Origin of the sequence: Hymenobacter negativus (genome assembly GCF_016056375.1) — a bacterium.
Taxonomy (GTDB): Bacteria; Bacteroidota; Bacteroidia; order Cytophagales; family Hymenobacteraceae; genus Hymenobacter; species Hymenobacter negativus_A.
This window is the reverse complement of sequence record NZ_JAEDAE010000007.1, coordinates 115,223-132,559: the sequence shown is the minus strand read 5'-3', so window position 1 is coordinate 132,559 and position 17,337 is coordinate 115,223. Positions and strand designations below refer to the sequence as shown.

Sequence of the window (17,337 nt, the reverse complement as noted above, 5' to 3'; positions counted from 1 at the left end):
GCTGCCATACGCTACAGGCTCAGCAGCTCCCGAAACCGCACCGACTGCTGCCGCGACACTTCCACCTCGCCCCCACCGCGCAGCGTCAGCTTTAGCGTGTTGCTGAACCAGGGCTCGATGCCGGCAATCCACTTGAGGTTGATAATCTGCTGGCGGTTGACGCGAAAAAACACTTTCGGGTCGAGGCGCGCCTCCAGCTGCTGCAAAGTGCGTGGGATGAGCGGCTGGTGGTTTTCGAAGTGAATGCGGGTGTAGCTGCCGTTGATTTCGAAGAGCTTGATGTCGGCCAGCTTCACAAACCAGCACCGTTCGCCGTCCTTCACAAACACCTGGTCCTGCGCCGTGAGCGGGGCCTGCGGGGCTTCCTCGGCGGGTCCGGCCGTGGCCACCTGGGCTGGCACCGGAGCCGTGATGCGGGCGCGGGCCTTGGCCAGCGCGGCGGCCAGGCGGGTTTCCTGCACGGGTTTCAGCAGGTAGTCGAGGGCATTCACGGCGAAGGCTTGCAGGGCGTATTCGTCGTAGGCCGTGGTGAAGATGACGTGCGGGGCCGCCTCCAGCGAGGCCAGCAGCTCGAAGCCGGTCTGGCCCGGCATCTGCACATCGAGCAGCAGTAAGTCGGGCCGCAGGGCCTCGATTTGGGCGCGGGCCTCGTCAGCGTGGCGGGCCTCGCCCACCACTGCCACATCGGGGAAAGCCTGGAGCAGGTGGCGCAGCTCGGTGCGCGCCAGGCGCGAGTCGTCAACAATTAGAACGTTCATGCAGAAGCGAGAGTGAGGGCCGGAGTAGTGGTCAGCAAAGGCAGCCGCAGCTCGGCCGTGACGGTGTTGGCCTGCCGGGCATCATCGCCGATGACGAGGCTGGCTGTGGGGCCGAACAGCAATTGCAGCCGCTCGTGGGCATTGGGCAGGCCGATGCCGGTATGGTCGAGGGCGGCCGGGTTGGGCTGGTAGCGGCCGGGGTTGCGCACCGTGATGAGCACCTGCCCAGGCCGTTCCAGCTGGGCCGAAATGCGGATATCGCCGCCGCCCGGCCGGGGCGCAATGCCGTGCTTAATGGCATTTTCGACCAGCAGCTGCAGCGTCATGGGCGGTAGCAGCACCTCCAAGGTGGCGGGGGCTACGTCGAGGGTGAAGCGCAGGCGCTCTTCGAGCTGCAAGTTTTCGAGGGTGAGGTAGTGGGCCACGATTTCGAGCTCACGGGCCAGCGGCACCTGCTCGCGGGTGTTTAGCTGCAGGGAGTAGCGCAGCAGGTCCGAGAGGTGCGTCATCATCTCGCGGGCCCGCACCGGGTTTTCCAGCACCAGGGCGCGGATGTTGTTGAGGCCGTTGAAAAGGAAATGCGGGTTTATCTGGGCCTTGAGGGTCCGCATTTCGGCCTCGCGCACGGCGGCCTCCAGCTTCCACTTTTCGATTTCAGCCTGCCGCAGGTTGTCGAAATAGTGCAGGCTGAAATAAGCCGCCGACCACAGCAGCATGAAGAAAAACGAGTTGGCCGTGTAGCCCACGTATGGCAGCCACGGAAAGACCGTACTGTTCTTATGCGGCTCCACTACCCAGTATAGCAGCGTCACCAGCACCCCAGTGAGGGCCATGCTGCCCACCGCCACCAGCAAGTTGCCCAGTAACAGCCGGGGCAACAGTGCCACCAGCGGCAGCTGCGTCCAGCCCCGGCGGCGCAGGTATAGCCGCAGCAAGTGGCTGCCCAGCAGCATTGCGCCCGCCACGATGATTTCGATAGGGATAATTATCGGCTTGAACCTGCCAAAAACGGCCGATAGAACGCCGCCCAGCAACCCATACGCGCCCCAGCCGCCCATCTGGAGCATCCAATACAAGCGCGGGCGGGATGAGGAGCGGGGCATAAGCAAGACGAATGAAATGGCGATAAATTAAGCGAATGGGCCGCCTGTCGGCGGCCCGGACGAAGCCGCCCGGGCCGCTGGCACTACTTTTTCACCACGGCCGGCTGTTTCAAGAAAGCGTCTGCCTGCGTCAGCAACCACGCGGTGTCGTCGTACATCAGGAAATGACGGCCGGCTTCCGACATTTCGATGCGCGTTTGCGGCAGCTTGGCGTATTGCTGCGCGAAGATAGCGCGGGTGCTTTCCTTGGTCGAGCCGTATTGGGCGTAGGCGGCCCAGGACCCAAGCACCAGCACTGGCTGCTGAATGCGGGCGATGTCCGGGCGCAGGTCGATGGTGTACATGTCGTACATGGCCTGGGCCGTGGTGGCGAGGTCTGAAGCCGTGCTCCAACGCGCAATCTGGGTTTGCCGGGCGGTGTCGGTCACCATTCCAGCCACCATCTGGCGCTGGGCAGCGGGAGCCATGTGGCCTTGGCGTACCTGGGCGCGCAGGATGGTGGCCTGGGGCTTCACGGTTTCCACGGTGGCCGCCGGGTTTTGTACGCCCGCTAAGAAGGGCAGCGAGTCCACAATCACGAGCGGGCCAATGGCGTCGGGCTGGGCCGCGCTCAGGGCCAGCGCCATGAAGCCGCCCAAGCTGTGGCCTACAACGGTAGGCTTGTTCAGCTTATGGGTTTTGATGTAAGCCAGAAGCTGGTCGCGCACGGCGGGCAGCAACGGGTCAGTCACGGCCACTGGGGCGGTGCCACCGAAACCCGCCAGCGAAATCACGTGGCACTGGTACTGCGTCTGGTAGTGAGCCACGGTTTCATCCCACACCGCGCCTGTGCAGTTCAGGCCGGGAATCAGCAGCATGGGCTGGCCCTTGCCCACCACCCGCACCGTGAACGTGGGGTGCGCGGCGGGGTTGTCGGCCGCAATTTTGGTGGCGGGCGCGGCAGCCGGGCTCGTAGCAAAAGCGGAACCCGCCGCGCTCAGCAACAGCATCGACAAGGACAGGTGGCGGGCGAAAGCAGAAGTTTTCATCGGGTAAGTTCGGGGTGAATGGTGATTGAATGACCCAAACTTACCGGCCCGTTTCAGCGGCCGTAACGGAATTTAAGCGAACGGTATTCCGGCCTGCTGAACGGGCGGAATACCGGCTGAATGGAAGCAACTGATTGCGATGAGAGCGGTCATGCAGAGTGCAGCGAAGCATGACGGGCTAGCTTTATTCAGGCCCTACTTCCCGCCCATTCCCACTAGGCTGTTCAAATAACTCTCCAGATTGGTGTAGCCGTCCGTAGCGCGTAGGCCCCGGTCGGCAGCGTCTTTGGGGTTTAGGCCGTTGGCCTTTTCCCAGGCATCGGGCATGCCGTCGTGGTCGGTATCGGCGGGTGCGGCGGTGGATTTCAGCACCGGCCAGGCTTTTTGCGAAACGCTGTAGGGCGTGCCGTGCGGGTAGTGGCCCTGCACGTCGATGATGGTGCCGGTGCGGGTGCGCACCTCGCGCACTATGCGCTGGTCGAGCGTGTCGCGCTGCGGGCAGATGGCGCCGGCACCGTTCAACACGGCCTCGTAGGCGGCGGGGGCCGTTTGCAGGGCAACGGGGCCGAGGTTGAATGGCGTTGTTACTTTCGACTGCACGGTGTCGGCGGCGGTGCCGCCGTTCATCACCACGCCGCGCCAGTTGCGGGCCGTCACGGCGGGCGCACCGTCCACGTAGTTGCCGGTCAGGTAGAATTTGCCGTAGGGCAGGCGGCCTTTCTCTTTGTCGATTTTGTAGGGGTTCAACACCTGGGCCTGCACCCGCGGGTTGGTGCTGGGACCGGGCTTGTAGTAGTTGTTTATGACGTTGTAGTTGCCGCCCTCGCCGGCATACACGTTGTTTTCGCCCCAGTCGTAAATCACGTTGTTGCTGAAATCGGCATTCTCGAAGCCGGCCGGGTGCGTGTAGCGGCTGCCGTTGAAGCGCGGCGTGCGGTTTTTGCAGTGCGCAAACAGGTTGTGGTGAAACGACGAATGCTGCCCGCCCCAAATGCCCCCGAAGCCGTGCCGCTCGAAGTCGGTATCGCCCTTTTCGTAGTGGTAGGAGTAGTTCAGCGGCTCCGCAATGAGGTTCCACTGCAGGGTGGTGCTGTCGCCTTCGTACACGCTCAGGGCCTCGTCGGTGCTCCAGCTCATCGAGCAGTGGTCCACGATGAGGTGGTTGTTGCGCGTGCCCCCGAAGGCATCGTCGCCGCCCGCGCCGTCCACAAAGCCGCCGTTCTGGTTCTTGTCGCCCATCCGGAAGCGGATGAAACGCACAATCACATTATTGGCCTTCACCGAAACCGGGTAATCGGCTAGGCAAATGCCGTCGCCGGGGGCCGTCTGGCCCGCAATGGTGGTATTTGCTTTGTTAATGTAAAGTGGCGAAAGCAGGTGAATGGTGCCCGACACCCGAAACACGATGGTGCGGGCCGGCGCTTTGGCCGCGTTCAGCATCAGGGCGTAGCGCAGGCTGCCGGGCTTATTATCATCAAGCAGGTTTGTGACTTCGAGCACCGTGGTGGGCTGCGCTGCCGTGCCCCGTCCGCCGGTGGTGAAGCGTCCCGCGCCCTCGGCCCCCGGGAAAGCCACCAGCCCCTGCGCCCAACTCGTCGCTGGCAGCAACAATAGGCTCAGGGCCAGTAAATGGAGCGTCCGCGCTGAGCACAGACGAGAAAAACAATGTTCGAAAAATTTGGGCATACTGGCTGATTGAGGCAACAACTTACCCCCCAATGCGTGAATAGGACATGAAACCTCGCTTTTTGAAACCAAGTAAAAACCGCGCCAGTTGACTGGTATGGTGCTCAGATAAGTTCCGCGCTGAGGATTAGGAAAAGCACCATTCCGATAAAAATTATTATCATTATTGTTATAAGTTAATTATTAATCAATATCTTCACATTACTTCCTGCTCAAGTTCTTAATTCTGCTTACCCATGCGCTCATATTTCCTCGCCATCGCAGTCACAATTTTTGCCGTAGGAAGCAGCCAGACCGTTGCTGCCCAAAGCGCCAGTACGAGCACCCTGCCGCCGTCCGGCAATGCCCAGGACCGGATTGCGATGTCGTCGCGGCCCGCGGCCAGCAGCTCGGCCCGGTCGGCCATGCGGCTGGCGTGCGCCCCCCTCAGCGGCGTTATCTATGAGCCCAACGGGCGCCCGCTGATTGGCGCCACGCTTCTCATAAAAGGCACCCACGATGTGTACGTGACCGATTCGGAAGGCAAATTCCGCCTCACCGACCCCGTGTACCAGGGCCAGACGCTGGTGGTAGGCGCGGCCGGCTACACGCCCCAGGAAATTGCTCTTACCGACTGCACGCTGCCCCGCTTGGTACTGGAGCAGGCCGAGGGCGCGCGCATCAAGCGCAGCGGCAAGCGCGCCGGCCAGGTTGTGCGCCTCAACAACCGGAACACTAATCTAAAATAAGCCGCTTCACTGCTGGCCCTGGGCAGCGGCGCAGGCCCGCAGCCACTGCATGGCATTCTGCTCTTCGGTGAAGCGCTGCACATGGTACTGGCGGCCGTCGAAATACGTGAGCGGCGGCACTGTGGCATCGTGCTCCAGCTCGTACAAATGCGTGGGCATAAACAAATAGGCCATGAAGACGGCCCCGCCCAGGCGCTGGGGCAGTTGGGGTAGGAATTCTTCCATCATCCAGGGGGTGCCTTGCTGGTTGGCGTGGGCACGGCGGCGGCCATCTACCAGCCAGAGGCGGGCCCCGCAGGCCTCGGCCGCGTCGAGCAGGTGGTAGTAGCCTGCGTGCAATTCTTCGTCGGTGGGCTGGCGCAGCCAGCGGCCCACCAGTATCTGAAGGTCGGACCGAAACTGGTATTGCAGGTAGTCGAGGGTCGGGGACATGGCAGCGGGTTTCTATTCTTAAGGAATGGGACGGCTTGCGCCTGCTATGCCCAGGCAGGCATCTTGAGCATTGCCGATAAATAGCTGATACCAGCAGCCCGCGCCGGTACTTCCCCAGCTTCTGTAAACCTACGGGCTGGAAAGGACATAACCGCCACTAAACCGGTACCGCAGCCGCCGCCTCCAACCGTTGCTGATGCTGCATGCCCCACGCTCTTAGTACCTCAATCACAGGGTCGAGCGAGTGGGCATAGGGCAAAAGCTGGTAGTCTACCACCACGGGCGGGCCGGGATGCACCGTGCGGGCAATGAACTGGTGGGCTTCCAAATCCTTCAGCTCCTTGGCCAGCACCTTGGTGGAGATGCCCGGCACGCTGCGCTCCAGCCCCCGAAAATGCCGGGCACCGGACAGCAACGCCACAATAATCTGGAGCTTCCACTTACTGTTGACGACCAGCAGGGCGTGGCGCAGGGCCTGCATCGTGGGGGCGCATTGGGAATGGTCGTTGGGTACGGTCATGGCAATAAAGCATGGGGCGAACAGGTCTGATTACCTGCCGGTAATCAAGCTACCGCCACGTAATCTGTAGTTGAGGCAAGTTACTAACAAACGCCCGGCTGATTACTTGAGGTAATCAGAATACCAAATAACAGTTTGGCTATTCGGTAGGCGGGCTGTTGCCGGTGGCCGATGGGCTACGGAGACCAGCCCGCAGCTTATCACCTCATTTTCCCCTTTTTTTATGCAGATTCTGCAAATCATTTCCAGCGCCCAGGGTGCTCAATCGTTCAGCACCCGCCTCAGCCAGGGTATTATCGACAAGCTGCTGGCGGCGCATCCCGGTAGCACCGTGGTAGTGCGCAATGTGGCTACCCACCCCTTCCCACATCTTGAGGAAGCACACCTGCAAGCGTATTTCACACCAGCTGAAGGCCGCTCGGCGGAACAGCAAGAGGCCGTGCGCCACTCCGATGAGGCCATTGCGCAGGTGATGGCCGCCGACGTCCTCGTTATTGGGGTGCCATTCTACAACTTCACCATCCCCTCGTCGCTCAAGTCTTGGATTGACCACCTGACGCGGGCGGGCATCACGTTCCGATACACCGCCACCGGCCCCGAGGGGCTGGTTAAGGGCAAGAAGGTATACTTGGCCGTTGCCAGCGGTGGCGTTTATTCCGAAGGCCCGATGCAGACGGCGGATTTTGCTACGCCCTACCTGCGCTGGACGCTCGGGGCGCTGGGCATGAGCGACGTAACCGTAGCTCGGGCCGAAGGAATCAAAATACCTGACCTACAAGCCACTGCATTACAAAGAGGTATCGACAGCGTAGCCGTGTAGATGTAGGCCGGCCGCGTTCAGCCACGAATCAATCCCAGCAGCAGCTCCCCAATGGCCGGAGCCGCTGCTGGGATTATTGCGTTCGAACCGGCGTAAAGTGGAAGTACTCGCCGGCAAAATCATTGGTTTATAGCAAGATTAAACCGCCATTAAAATCTGATTAATACAGAAAAATAAATAATTTATACTATATATCGAATAATTCATTAAATTAGCCCTTAATCTCCATTACCCGAGGCGGGAAACGAGGCTTGAACCTGATGCGCAAAGGCGTTGGTTCGGCACCGGCCTCGCGCTTCGCTACGGTCAGTTTATGAGCTCAATGGTTTACTTCCGCACATGGGTTTTGGGGTTGCTGATGGCGGGGGCGTTGCTGGGGTCGTGCGTGTCGCAGCAGCAGTTACCTTATTTGCAGAGCAAGGACTATTCGACCCGGGCGGCGGTGCAGGTAGATAATGAGCGGCAGGTGTACCGGCTGCAGCCCGGCGACGTGCTCGCCATCCGGGTGCAGAGCGTGCAGCCGGCCCTAAACGACCTGTTCAGCGTGACCAGCGGGCAGAACATTCAGAGCGGCGACCCGGGCAACATTTTCGCCTCCGGCTACTCCGTCGATGACACCGGCAGCATCAACCTGCCCACGGCGGGCCGGCTGAAGGTGGCCGGCCTCACGGTGGAGGAAACCCAGCAGCTCATTCAAAAGGAAGTGGCCCGCTTCATGCGCGAGGCCAACGTGTTGGTAAAACTCACCAGCTTCAAGCTCACCATCTTAGGCGAGGTGCGCGCGCCCGGGCGCTACTTCGTGTACAACTCGCAGGCCACCGTGCTGGAGGCCCTGGGCCTGGCCGGCGACGTGGGTGAGTTCGGCAACCGCACCAACGTGAAGCTGATTCGGCAGACGCCCAAGGGCTCGGAGGTGGTGCTGCTGGACCTGACCGACCCCAACCTGCTGCGCTCGAAATACTACTACCTGCTGCCCAACGATGCCCTGTATGTGGAGCCGCTTAAGGCCCGCACCAGCCGCGGCAACGCCAACAACCTCGGACTGGTGTTTGGCGGCTTATCGACCATCATCCTGCTTCTGAGCTTCATCAAGGCGAACTAAGCCGGCCTTGTGCCTGCGCCCGCTTGCTCGCCCCACCCTATTTCTGCTTCTGACTATGGAAACCCGGCCCGCTCCTGATGAGATTGATTTGCATGCGCTGTTTTTTAAGCTGCGCACCCGCTGGCCGCTGTTTGTGCTGGCGCTAGTACTGGCGGGCAGCTGCGCCTACCTATATCTGCAGGTGAAGGCGCCGGTGTATGCCTTCCGCTCCACCATGCTGCTCGGCGACCAGGGCACCGGCTCGAAACAGGCCCAGGAGCTGCTCCAGCTGCTGCAGGTGCACGAGAAAGGTCCAAAAATGGAGGACGAAGTGGGCGTGCTCACTTCGGCCGAGTTTGTGCGGCAGGCCGTGGCCCGACTGCCCTACGCGGTGAGCTATTTCGCCCAGCCCACCACCTGGCTGAACAAGCTGCGGCCGCTGCAGGTGCGCGAGCGGGCGGTGGGCGCGGTGCCGTTTCGGGTGTGGGTCGATTTGCAGGCACCGCAGCTCACGGGGGTGCCCATTTACGTGGAGCCGGCCGGGCCAGGCCGCTTCCGACTGCGCGCCACGGCCAAAAAAGGTGCCCTGTTCAGCCTGCCCACCAGCGAGCGGATTTCCGATATCTCCGATGTGAATGTGGACCAAACGGCCGCCTGGGGCGACACCGTGCGCACGCGGCTGCTCACGGCCGTTATTCAGAAGGACCCGAGCATGGTGTTTGGGCAGGAGCCGGCGGCCTACTACTTCGTGCTGAACGACCTGAACGGCGCGGCCGGCCAGTACCAGGGCAGCCTGGCCGTGCGGCCCATCGACCACGAGTCGCGCATCATCGAGCTGACGACCAAAAACACGGTTTCGGCCAAGGGCACGCAGTTTCTGGACACGCTGATGGCGCAGTACATCGCCGAAGACCTGCGCGAAAAGGACCAGACCGGCCGCAAAACGCTGGCCTTTCTGAACCAGGAAATCGACAAGCTCTCGGGGCAGCGGCGGCAGTCGGCCGAGGCGCTGGCCACCTTCCGGGCCACGCGTGGGGTGCTGGACGTGGCCGCGCAGTCGAGCACGGGCATCCAACGCATGAGCGGGCTCGAAGCCGACCGCGCCCAGGTAGCTACCCGCCGCAAGTACTACCAGAACATGCTGGGCTACCTGCGCGCCAACCGCAACGCCAGCCAGGTGGCTTCGCCCAGCAGCGCGGGCATCGAGGACCCCGTGCTCAACAGCCTGATAATGCAGCTCAGTAACCTGAACGAGAAACGGGCCGAGCTGAGCGCCACCGCCAGCGGCGAAAACCCGCTGCTGACCGTGCTCGACGGCCGCATCCGCAACACTAAGGAGTCCCTCATTCAAACCCTGGCCAACATGAGCCAGGCCAACGACATTGCCCTGCGCGACCTCGACAGCCAACTGGGCCAGATACGCGGCCAAATGAGCCAGATGCCCGAAAGCGAACGGCAGCTGACCTCGCTGAAAAGCACCAGCGACTTCAATGAGAAGAACTACAACTTCCTGGTGGACAAGCGCAACGAGGCCGCCATCGCGCTGGCCACGAATGCAACGGACAAGAAAATCATCGACCCCGCGCAGCAAACCAGCGCCGGGCCGGAGTCGCCCAAGCCGATGCTGGCCTGGCTGATGGCCGCCCTGGCGGGCGTGCTGCTGCCCACTGGCCTGGTGCTGCTGCTGGACAAGGCCAACCGCCGCATTCAGGGCCGCGAGGACCTGGCCGAGGTCACCAGCATTCCGCTGCTGGGCGTGGTAGCGCACGGCTCGAAGCAGGACAAGGTGACGATGCTGCAGGACCCCAAAGGGCCGATTGCGGAGTCGTTCCGCTCCATTCGGGTGAATCTGCAGTACCTGGCGGCGGGGCTGGATAAGAAGGTGCTGGGCGTGACATCGTCGATTCCGGGCGAGGGCAAAACCTTCTGCGCCGTGAACATTGCCACCGAATTAGCAATGGCCGGCCGCCGCGTGATGCTGGTGGAAACCGACCTGCGCCGCCCTACCGTGGCCGGCTACTTCGACCTCGACCCAGTGCCGGCCCACGGCCTGGCCAGCTACCTGCGCGAGGAAAGCACGCTGGAAGAAGCCTGCCGCCCCAGCGGCATCCCCCACCTCGACGTGATAACCTGCGGCCAGATACCCACCAACCCCACCGAGCTGCTGGAGCGCCCGCGCATGGCCGAGCTCATCACCCAGCTCCGCGCCGAGTACGATTACGTGGTGCTCGACACGCCGCCGGTGGGCTTCGTGGCCGAATACTTCGTGCTGGTACGCTTCCTCGACGCCAACATTTACGTGGTGCGCCACAACTACACCGAGCGCACCCTGGTGAACCAGATAAACGAGCTGCACCAGTCGCAGCGCATCAAGCAGCTCTACATGATTATCAACGACATGCACTTCAGCCGCAACTACGAGTACCGGTATAAGCAGAAGGCTTATGCCTATGGGTACTGAGGCAGTTGACAAATATCCCCTTGTACGGTCATGCTGAGCGCCAAAAATTCACCACCCAAAATGGCTTCCACCGACGAACCTGAAAACCTGACCGTGGCCACCGTCAATGGTGTGAAGTGGACGATGACGGCCACCATCGTGAACTCGGTGCTGCAGGTGGGCTACACCGCCGTGATGGCGCGACTGCTGAGCCCGGCCGCTTTCGGGCTGGTGGCGCTGGCGGGCGTCATTCTGCGCTTCGGGGTGTATTTCGCCAAGATGGGTATGGAGCGGGCCATCATTCAGAAGCCCGATTTGACGGAGCGCGACGTGCGGGCGGCGTTCACGTCGTCGGTGGTGCTGGGGGTGTTTTTTGCGGGGCTGCTGGTGGCGGGCGCGCCGCTGGCGGCCACCATCGTGCACCAGCCCGAAGTGGTGCCTGTGGTGCGGGCGCTGGCGCTGGGCATCCTGTTTAGTGGCTTGAATGGCACGGCCATGAGTTTGCTGCACCGGGCCATGCGCTTCCGGGCGCTGGCCATTTTCGAGATGGCTTCGTTCCTGATAAGCTACCTGGGGCTGGGCATGGTGCTGGCCTGGCAGGGGTTCGGGGTGTGGGCGCTGGTGAGCGCCACGCTGGGCCAGGGGTTGATAATGAGCATCCTGGCCTACGGCGCGGTGCGGCACACGCTGCGGCCGCTGTTTAGCTGGGAGGCTTACAAGCCGCTACTGGCCTACGGCAGCCGGATGTCGGCCATCAGCTTCGTGGAGTTCGTGACGCAGTCGCTGGACACGCTGCTGATTGGGCGACTGCTGGGGCCGGCGGCGCTGGGCATCTACACGCGCGGCGGGCTGCTGATTGGCCTGCCGGTGTACCTGCTTTCCAGCAACGTGGCGAAGGTGGTGTTCCCGTCCTTCAGCCAGGTGCAGGCCAACCGGGCGCGGCTGCGCGAGGTATATCTGAGCAGCATCACGCTGGTGGCCATGATAATTACGCCGGTGTGCGCCGGCGCGGTAGTGGCCGCCCCGGAAATCGTGCACGTGATGCTGGGCGAGAAATGGCTGGCGGCGGTGCCCATTCTGCAGGTCATCAGCGTGACGTATGTGCTGAGCGCCATCACCATGTTTGCCGGGGTGGTGTGCGATGCCACGGCCGCCCTTAGCCACAAGCTGCTGCTCACGCTGGTGTGCCTGGCGGCGCTGGCCGTGCTGCTGTTCGTGGGCAGCGAGTTTGGGCTGGTGGGCGTGGCCTGGGCCATGGTGGGCTGCGAACTGCTGCGCACTGCCCTCTATTCCAATATCATGCGACGCGAATTGGGTGCGGCACCCTTCGCGGTGATTGGGGCCTACGGGCCGGGGGTGCTGGCCGGGGCCGTGGCGGCCGGGGCCATTGGGGCGGTGCGGCTGGGGCTGCTGGCCCTGCACGCGCCCGCTCTGGCCGTGCTGGTGGCCGAGGTACTGACCGGAGCCGTGGTACTGGCCGCCCTGGTGCTGGTGCGCCCGCCGGTACAGCTGCGCACCGTGATGCGCGCTCTGCTGGCCCGCCTCACCGGCCCCCACGCCACGGCCTCCGACAAGCTGATACCGCGCCTGCTGCACGCCATGTCCGCGCGCCTGGCCCGGCAGGCCGGCGATGCGCCGGCCATGGTGCCCGCCCCCGCTACCGCCCTTGCCATCGAACTGGAAGCCGAAATGCCGGCCGAGACCCAACCCACCCATTTCTCCACCGCTGAAACCGAGCTTGCCTAGCTCCCTGCCCCAGCTATGAAAATCCTGTACGAACCCGAAACGTTTTCCATCCAGGATGTGGGCGGCGTTTCCCGCTACTTCTACGAACTCATCGACCACGCCGGGCCGGAGGTATCCTGCGAGCTGCCCGTGGTGCTCAGCAACAACATTTACCTGAAGGACCGCAAGCACACCCGCCACCTCGGGCTGCTGCCCGGCGTGCAGGTGCCCGGCCTGTGGCGCATGATGCAGTACGCCAACCGCCGGGCCTCGTGCAAGGCCATTCAGCGGCAGAAGTTCGACGTGTTTCACCCCACCGTGAACGACCAAACCTGGTTTCTGGATTTGCTGGGCAAGAAGCCGTTCGTCATCACCATTCACGACATGATTCCGGCCTTGTTCAGCGAGTATTACCAGCGCCCCGGCCCGGAGCTGGGCACGCTGGCCAGCCGCGCCGCCCGCATCATCACGGTATCGGAAAACACCCGGGCCGACGTGCTGCGCCTGCTGCCCGTGCCGCCCGACCACGTGACCGTGGTGCACCACGGCCACGCCGTGCGCCACTACCCCTACGAGGAGGCCGTGGCCGCGCCCGACGACTACCTGCTCTTCATCGGCAGCCGCCGGGCCTACAAGAATTTCGGCTGCCTGGTGAAGGCCTTCGGGATGCTGCACGTCGAGTACCCCGGCCTGCACCTGCTCTGCGCCGGCGGCGGCCCCTTCACCGAAGAAGAAATGGCCCAGCTGCGCGAGGCCGGCATAGCCGGGCACGCCCACCAACTCGGCTACCTCTCCGATGGCCAGCTGCACCACCTCTACCATCGAGCGCGGGCTTTCGTGTTTCCGTCGCTGTACGAGGGGTTCGGATTTCCCATTCTCGAAGCTTTCGGGCAGCATTGCCCGGTGGTGCTCAGCAACGCCTCGTGCTTCCCGGAAATCGCGCAGGACGCGGCCCTCTACTTCGCCCCGCACGATGCCGACGAACTGCACGAACAGCTAGACCGCGTGCTCTACGACCGCGCCCTGCGGCAGATTCTGGTGCGCCGCGGCCAGGACCGGGTGCGTGATTTCACCTGGAACCGCACTGTGGCCGATACGCACCGCGTGTACGAGGAAGCCCGAGAGGACTCGCCGATGGTGGCTTGCTAATCGCAAGTCTGTAGCGTGGACTCTGCGAGTCCGCGCCTGCCTGACCGAACTACTCCGTGCGATGCGCGGACTCGCAGAGTCTACGCTACAGCCAGGCCGGTATCCTTTCTTTTCTGCAGAGGGGCCAAAGGTGAGGCTCCAGCGAACGGCACACCACGGCATGAACATTCAAAAAAACCCAAACTCCAAGATGAAGCTAAGTCTACGCTTTCTGTACGTGCTGCCGGTGCTGGGGGGGCTCATCACGGACCGGGCCTTCACGGAGTTTGCGCTGGCCGATGAAGGCTCGCCGGTGCTGGCCAAATTTGGGCTGCTGCTGCTGGCTACTTCCTGCGGCTTTTCGGTGCTGTATTTCCGGTATATGCAGCCGCTGATGCGGCGCTGGTTTCTGGTGGTGGTGGCGGCATTGGGCGGGCTGGCGCTGGAGTCATACGCTGGCTGGGGCACGTGGATGGTGTACCCGCACGTCTTCGCCAAGCTACTGATATTAAGCCATGTGTTTGGCCTGTATGCGTTTTATCGGCGGTTTGGGCCGCCACCGTTTGGCCTGCTGATGGGTACCGTGATGCTGGGCCTGCTGGCCGACCTGGCCGTGTACCACCCCGATGCGCTGAGTTTGTCGGCCTTTCTCGACAACGAGCGGGGGTTTGCTTCCACGTCGGCCATGATGTTGCTGCTGCCCACGCTCTACTACCTCAATCAGTACCTGACGCGAGGCGGGATGATGCGCCTGATACTGTTTTTTATGGGGGCGGCGCTGGTCATCTTTCTGCAGCACCGCTCGGTGTGGGTGGCCATGGGCGCGGCGCTGGCCCTGAACACGGGGCTGCTGCTGCTGGGCCGCGTGGAAGGTGCCCGCCTGAGCTCGGCCCGGCTGCTGCCCATGGTGCTGCTGCCGCTGTTTGTGCTGGTTTCGGGCGGCCTGGTGGCCCTCAGCGACCCCAAAGTGGTGAAGAAGCTGGAAACCAGCATCGGCGACATCATGCACCCCGACAAGCAGGGCACCGGCAGTTGGCGCCTGAAGCAGTTCGAGGCTTATAAGCCCTTTCTGGAAGAATACCCCATTGCCGGCATGCGCCTGAAAGGCTTTGAGCTGCCGGTGCAGTTCTACACGCTGGCCGAGGATGGCGGCGGCCAGGTGCAGGTGTGGGCCGACGGCACGGGCCACCATTTCCACAGCTTCTACGTCGACCGGCTGTTCTATTTCGGCATTCTCGGGCTGCTGCTCACGGTGGCGGTGCCGCTGCTACTGTTGGGCCGCCGCCTGCTGAGCCGCGCCCCGCTGCCGCCCACTTCGGCGGTGCTCATCGTGTACAGCATCAGCTCATTGGTTTACAGCATTTCCTACGACTGGCCCCTGTACTTCTTCGGGCTGCTGGGCCTCTCGCTGGCTGCGGCCGCCGAGCCCGGCCGGATGCCCGTGCCCGCGCCGACCGTCCCACAACCGGCCCGCCTGCCCCGTTTCGATTCATTTGCCACCGTCCGCCATGCCCACGCTCCCGACCTCGCCCGCCCCTGAGCGGGATACGCCCGTGCTGCTCATCGTGTTCAACCGCCCCGAGGCGGCACGGCGCGTGCTGGAAGCCCTGCGCCAGGCCCAGCCCGCCCGCCTCTACGTAGCGGCCGATGGCCCCCGCCCCAGCCGCCCGGCCGATGCCGCCCTCTGCCGTGAAACCCGCGCCCTGATAGCAGCCGAAGTCGACTGGCCCTGCACGGTCCGGACGCTGTTCCGGGACGATAACCTGGGCTGCGGCCTGGGGCCGGCCACGGCCATCGACTGGTTCTTTCAGCAAGAGCCGGAAGGCATTATCCTGGAAGATGACTGCCTGCCCACGGCCAGCTTTTTCAGTTTTTGCAAGCAGCTGCTGCGCCGCTACCGCTACGACAGCCGCGTGATGCACATCAGTGGCAACAACCTCTCCTGCGAGGCCCGGCAGCCCGCCGCGCCCGAGGCCGACTCCTACCATTTCTCGGGGCGGGTGCACAGCTGGGGCTGGGCCACCTGGCGGCGCGCCTGGCGGCACTTCGACCTGCACCTCACGCTGCTCACCGAGCTGCGCCGGCGCGGCGAGCTGGATAACATCTACCCCGCCTGGCTGGAGCGGCAGTACTGGCTGCGCAAGTTTGAGGCCGTGCGCCTGGGCCCGCAGCCGCCCCACATCTGGGACTACCAGTGGCACTTCGCGGTGGCCTGCAACGGCGGCCTCACCATTATTCCGGCGGTGAATCTGGTCACCAACATTGGCTTCGGCGACGACGCCACTCACACCTTCGACCCCCACGACCAGGACGCCCACCCCGCCGCGCACGAGCTGGCGTTTCCGCTGCGCCACCCGCCCGTGGTGCTGCGCGATGCCCGCCGCGACGCCCGCCATTTCCGCGAGCACCTGGCCGGCCGCGCCTGGGCCACGGCGCGGCGGCTACTGGCCCGGCTGCTCCCGGCAACTAGTACTGCCCCCGTCTCGCCGCCCCGGCCCGTGGCGGCTCCGGTTGCTCATCCTCACCCTGTTTCTGCATTGTCGTCATGAATGTTCTCGTCTCCTCCTACGCCTGCAACCCCGCCCAAGGCGGCGAGTGCGGCAACGGCTTCCACTGGGCCTGGGGCATGGCGCAGCGCGGCCACCGCGTGTGGTGCCTCACTACCCCGTATGGCCGGCTGGGCATTGCCACCTTCCTCGCCAACAATACCCACGAGGGCGCGGCCGGCCGCATTCAGTTCCTCTACCCCAAGGTGCCCGGCTGGGTGCAGTTTCTGTACCGCTGGCAGTTTGGCGTGTACCTGCACTACTTCATCTGGCAATACACGGCCTGGCGGATGGCGCGGCGGCTGGACCAGGAAAACGACTTTGACCTGGTGCATCACGCCACCTACAGCAGCCTGAAAATGGGCTCCTGGCTGTGGCGGCTGGGCAAGCCGCTGGTGTACGGCCCGGTGGGCGGCGCCCAGAAAGCTCCCATCGCCTTCCGCCAGTACCTGCCCGACTGGTTCCAGACTGAAACCCTGCGCTCGGCCTTCACCTGGGTGCTCACCACGTTCGACTACAACCTGCGCCAAAACCTGCGCCACGCCGCCCTGGTGCTAGCTTCTAACGATGAGTCGGCCAACCTGGCCCGGCGCTTGGGAGCCCGGCGGGTGGAGCTTTTTCTCGATACGGGCCTGTCGGAAGCCTTCCGGGCGGCCGAGTTTCCGGAGCGGCCGGCGCAGCCCGAGCTGCAGCTGCTGTGGGTGGGACGGCTGTACCCCAACAAGGCCCTGCCGCTGGTGCTCGATGCGCTGTCGCAGGTCGATAAGCGGGTGCGATTCCATCTCACCGTGCTGGGCGATGGGCCGATGCGCGACCTCGTGCCCGGCTGGATTGCCCAATACGGCCTGATGGGCCGCGTGACCTGGCGCGGCAGCGTGCCCTGGGCCGAAGTGCACGCCGCCATGCTTGCCAGCGACGTGTTTCTGTTCGGTTCGCTGCGCGATTCGTTCGCCTCGCAGTTTATGGAAGCGCTGGCCACGGGCCTGCCCATCATCACACTCAACCACCAGGGGGCCCGCACCTTTCTGCCAGATGCGGCCGCTATTAAGGTATCGGTGGAGTCGCCGGCCGTGGCCACTGCCGCCATGGCCCGGGCCGTGGAATATGTGTACGACCACCCCGAGGCGCGCCGCGCCATGGGCCGCGCCGGCTACGAGTTTGCCCTGCGCCAAACCTGGCCCCAGCGCCTCGACCGCCTCCTGACCATGCTGCACAACCTGAACCTGGCCCCGGCCGGCCAGCCGCTCACGCTGGGCCGGCGGCGCGGGCTGCCACTTTCGCGCCTGCGCCGCCGCAAGCACCGCCCCGAAGCCGTGCAATCCCAATTGTCATCCTGATTTCC

At 63.7% G+C, this 17,337-nt stretch carries 15 protein-coding genes; 9 read left to right on the top strand and 6 right to left on the bottom strand.

From position 1 onward, the window contains the following. Window positions 1-11: 11 nt before the first annotated feature. The 4 genes from I7X13_RS15210 to I7X13_RS15195 form a co-directional block, all read right to left on the bottom strand. Window positions 12-758: a LytR/AlgR family response regulator transcription factor gene (locus I7X13_RS15210; RefSeq protein ID WP_198076149.1), complete on the bottom strand. Its 747-nt coding sequence runs from the start codon at window positions 756-758 to the stop codon at window positions 12-14. Next, the gene (locus I7X13_RS15205) at window positions 755-1,861 is read right to left on the bottom strand and encodes a sensor histidine kinase (RefSeq protein ID WP_198067418.1); all 1,107 of its coding nucleotides are present in this window, start codon (window positions 1,859-1,861) and stop codon (window positions 755-757) included. Before I7X13_RS15205 ends, I7X13_RS15210 begins: the two co-directional genes overlap by 4 nt. An 83-nt stretch (window positions 1,862-1,944) precedes the next feature. Further along, window positions 1,945-2,889 carry an alpha/beta fold hydrolase gene (locus I7X13_RS15200; protein ID WP_198076148.1) on the bottom strand — a complete coding sequence of 315 codons (945 nt, stop codon included), beginning with the start codon at window positions 2,887-2,889 and terminating at the stop codon, window positions 1,945-1,947. Window positions 2,890-3,084: 195 nt separating this feature from the next. Then, window positions 3,085-4,500 (bottom strand): pectate lyase family protein, encoded by a 1,416-nt coding sequence (locus I7X13_RS15195; RefSeq protein WP_198076147.1) that lies wholly within the window; start codon window positions 4,498-4,500, stop codon window positions 3,085-3,087. 311 nt (window positions 4,501-4,811) lie between these two features. On the opposite strand from I7X13_RS15195, the gene I7X13_RS15190 reads away from it, so the two are divergent. Continuing rightward, window positions 4,812-5,303, top strand: a complete 492-nt coding sequence (locus I7X13_RS15190) for a carboxypeptidase-like regulatory domain-containing protein (protein ID WP_198076146.1) — start codon at window positions 4,812-4,814, stop codon at window positions 5,301-5,303. A gap of 6 nt (window positions 5,304-5,309) precedes the next feature. Here I7X13_RS15190 and I7X13_RS15185 read toward each other — a convergent pair whose 3' ends face one another. Both I7X13_RS15185 and I7X13_RS15180 read right to left on the bottom strand, forming a co-directional pair. Then, on the bottom strand, window positions 5,310-5,735 hold the full coding sequence (locus tag I7X13_RS15185; RefSeq protein WP_198067414.1) for a hypothetical protein: 426 nt from the start codon (window positions 5,733-5,735) through the stop codon (window positions 5,310-5,312). Between the two features lie 157 nt (window positions 5,736-5,892). Then, window positions 5,893-6,255, bottom strand: a complete 363-nt coding sequence (locus I7X13_RS15180; protein ID WP_198076145.1) for a winged helix-turn-helix transcriptional regulator — start codon at window positions 6,253-6,255, stop codon at window positions 5,893-5,895. A 223-nt stretch (window positions 6,256-6,478) separates the two neighbouring features. On the opposite strand from I7X13_RS15180, the gene I7X13_RS15175 reads away from it, so the two are divergent. From I7X13_RS15175 to I7X13_RS15140, 8 genes are all read left to right on the top strand, one after another. Continuing rightward, the gene (locus I7X13_RS15175; protein ID WP_198076144.1) at window positions 6,479-7,075 is read left to right on the top strand and encodes an FMN-dependent NADH-azoreductase; all 597 of its coding nucleotides are present in this window, start codon (window positions 6,479-6,481) and stop codon (window positions 7,073-7,075) included. A gap of 313 nt (window positions 7,076-7,388) precedes the next feature. Further along, window positions 7,389-8,177, top strand: coding sequence for a polysaccharide biosynthesis/export family protein (locus I7X13_RS15170; protein WP_211531879.1), 789 nt, complete (start codon window positions 7,389-7,391; stop codon window positions 8,175-8,177). A gap of 55 nt (window positions 8,178-8,232) precedes the next feature. Continuing rightward, on the top strand, window positions 8,233-10,617 hold the full coding sequence (locus tag I7X13_RS15165; RefSeq protein WP_198076143.1) for a polysaccharide biosynthesis tyrosine autokinase: 2,385 nt from the start codon (window positions 8,233-8,235) through the stop codon (window positions 10,615-10,617). A gap of 60 nt (window positions 10,618-10,677) precedes the next feature. Then, a complete protein-coding gene (locus tag I7X13_RS15160; protein WP_198076142.1) occupies window positions 10,678-12,342 on the top strand; it encodes a lipopolysaccharide biosynthesis protein in 1,665 nt (554 codons plus the stop codon). A gap of 15 nt (window positions 12,343-12,357) precedes the next feature. After that, window positions 12,358-13,470 (top strand): glycosyltransferase family 4 protein, encoded by a 1,113-nt coding sequence (locus I7X13_RS15155; protein ID WP_198076141.1) that lies wholly within the window; start codon window positions 12,358-12,360, stop codon window positions 13,468-13,470. A 190-nt stretch (window positions 13,471-13,660) separates the two neighbouring features. Further along, the gene (locus I7X13_RS15150; RefSeq protein ID WP_198067408.1) at window positions 13,661-14,989 is read left to right on the top strand and encodes an O-antigen ligase family protein; all 1,329 of its coding nucleotides are present in this window, start codon (window positions 13,661-13,663) and stop codon (window positions 14,987-14,989) included. Next, complete coding sequence (locus I7X13_RS15145) at window positions 14,958-15,998, top strand: nucleotide-diphospho-sugar transferase (protein WP_198076140.1); 1,041 nt, start codon at window positions 14,958-14,960, stop codon at window positions 15,996-15,998. Before I7X13_RS15150 ends, I7X13_RS15145 begins: the two co-directional genes overlap by 32 nt. Beyond that, window positions 15,995-17,332 carry a glycosyltransferase family 4 protein gene (locus I7X13_RS15140; RefSeq protein WP_198076139.1) on the top strand — a complete coding sequence of 446 codons (1,338 nt, stop codon included), beginning with the start codon at window positions 15,995-15,997 and terminating at the stop codon, window positions 17,330-17,332. Before I7X13_RS15145 ends, I7X13_RS15140 begins: the two co-directional genes overlap by 4 nt. Window positions 17,333-17,337: the final 5 nt, after the last annotated feature.

Bases quoted from the DNA above. Each gene is read 5' to 3' on its own strand.
- I7X13_RS15185 (WP_198067414.1), bottom strand. From the start codon at position 5,735: ATGTCCCCGACCCTCGACTACCTGCAATACCAGTTTCGGTCCGACCTT.
- I7X13_RS15165 (WP_198076143.1), top strand. From the start codon at position 8,233: ATGGAAACCCGGCCCGCTCCTGATGAGATTGATTTGCATGCGCTGTTT.
- I7X13_RS15150 (WP_198067408.1), top strand. From the start codon at position 13,661: ATGAAGCTAAGTCTACGCTTTCTGTACGTGCTGCCGGTGCTGGGGGGG.
- I7X13_RS15205 (WP_198067418.1), bottom strand. From the start codon at position 1,861: ATGCCCCGCTCCTCATCCCGCCCGCGCTTGTATTGGATGCTCCAGATG.
- I7X13_RS15145 (WP_198076140.1), top strand. From the start codon at position 14,958: ATGCCCACGCTCCCGACCTCGCCCGCCCCTGAGCGGGATACGCCCGTG.
- I7X13_RS15175 (WP_198076144.1), top strand. From the start codon at position 6,479: ATGCAGATTCTGCAAATCATTTCCAGCGCCCAGGGTGCTCAATCGTTC.
- I7X13_RS15180 (WP_198076145.1), bottom strand. From the start codon at position 6,255: ATGACCGTACCCAACGACCATTCCCAATGCGCCCCCACGATGCAGGCC.
- I7X13_RS15190 (WP_198076146.1), top strand. From the start codon at position 4,812: ATGCGCTCATATTTCCTCGCCATCGCAGTCACAATTTTTGCCGTAGGA.
- I7X13_RS15170 (WP_211531879.1), top strand. From the start codon at position 7,389: ATGAGCTCAATGGTTTACTTCCGCACATGGGTTTTGGGGTTGCTGATG.
- I7X13_RS15210 (WP_198076149.1), bottom strand. From the start codon at position 758: ATGAACGTTCTAATTGTTGACGACTCGCGCCTGGCGCGCACCGAGCTG.
- I7X13_RS15160 (WP_198076142.1), top strand. From the start codon at position 10,678: ATGGCTTCCACCGACGAACCTGAAAACCTGACCGTGGCCACCGTCAAT.
- I7X13_RS15200 (WP_198076148.1), bottom strand. From the start codon at position 2,889: ATGAAAACTTCTGCTTTCGCCCGCCACCTGTCCTTGTCGATGCTGTTG.
- I7X13_RS15155 (WP_198076141.1), top strand. From the start codon at position 12,358: ATGAAAATCCTGTACGAACCCGAAACGTTTTCCATCCAGGATGTGGGC.
- I7X13_RS15140 (WP_198076139.1), top strand. From the start codon at position 15,995: ATGAATGTTCTCGTCTCCTCCTACGCCTGCAACCCCGCCCAAGGCGGC.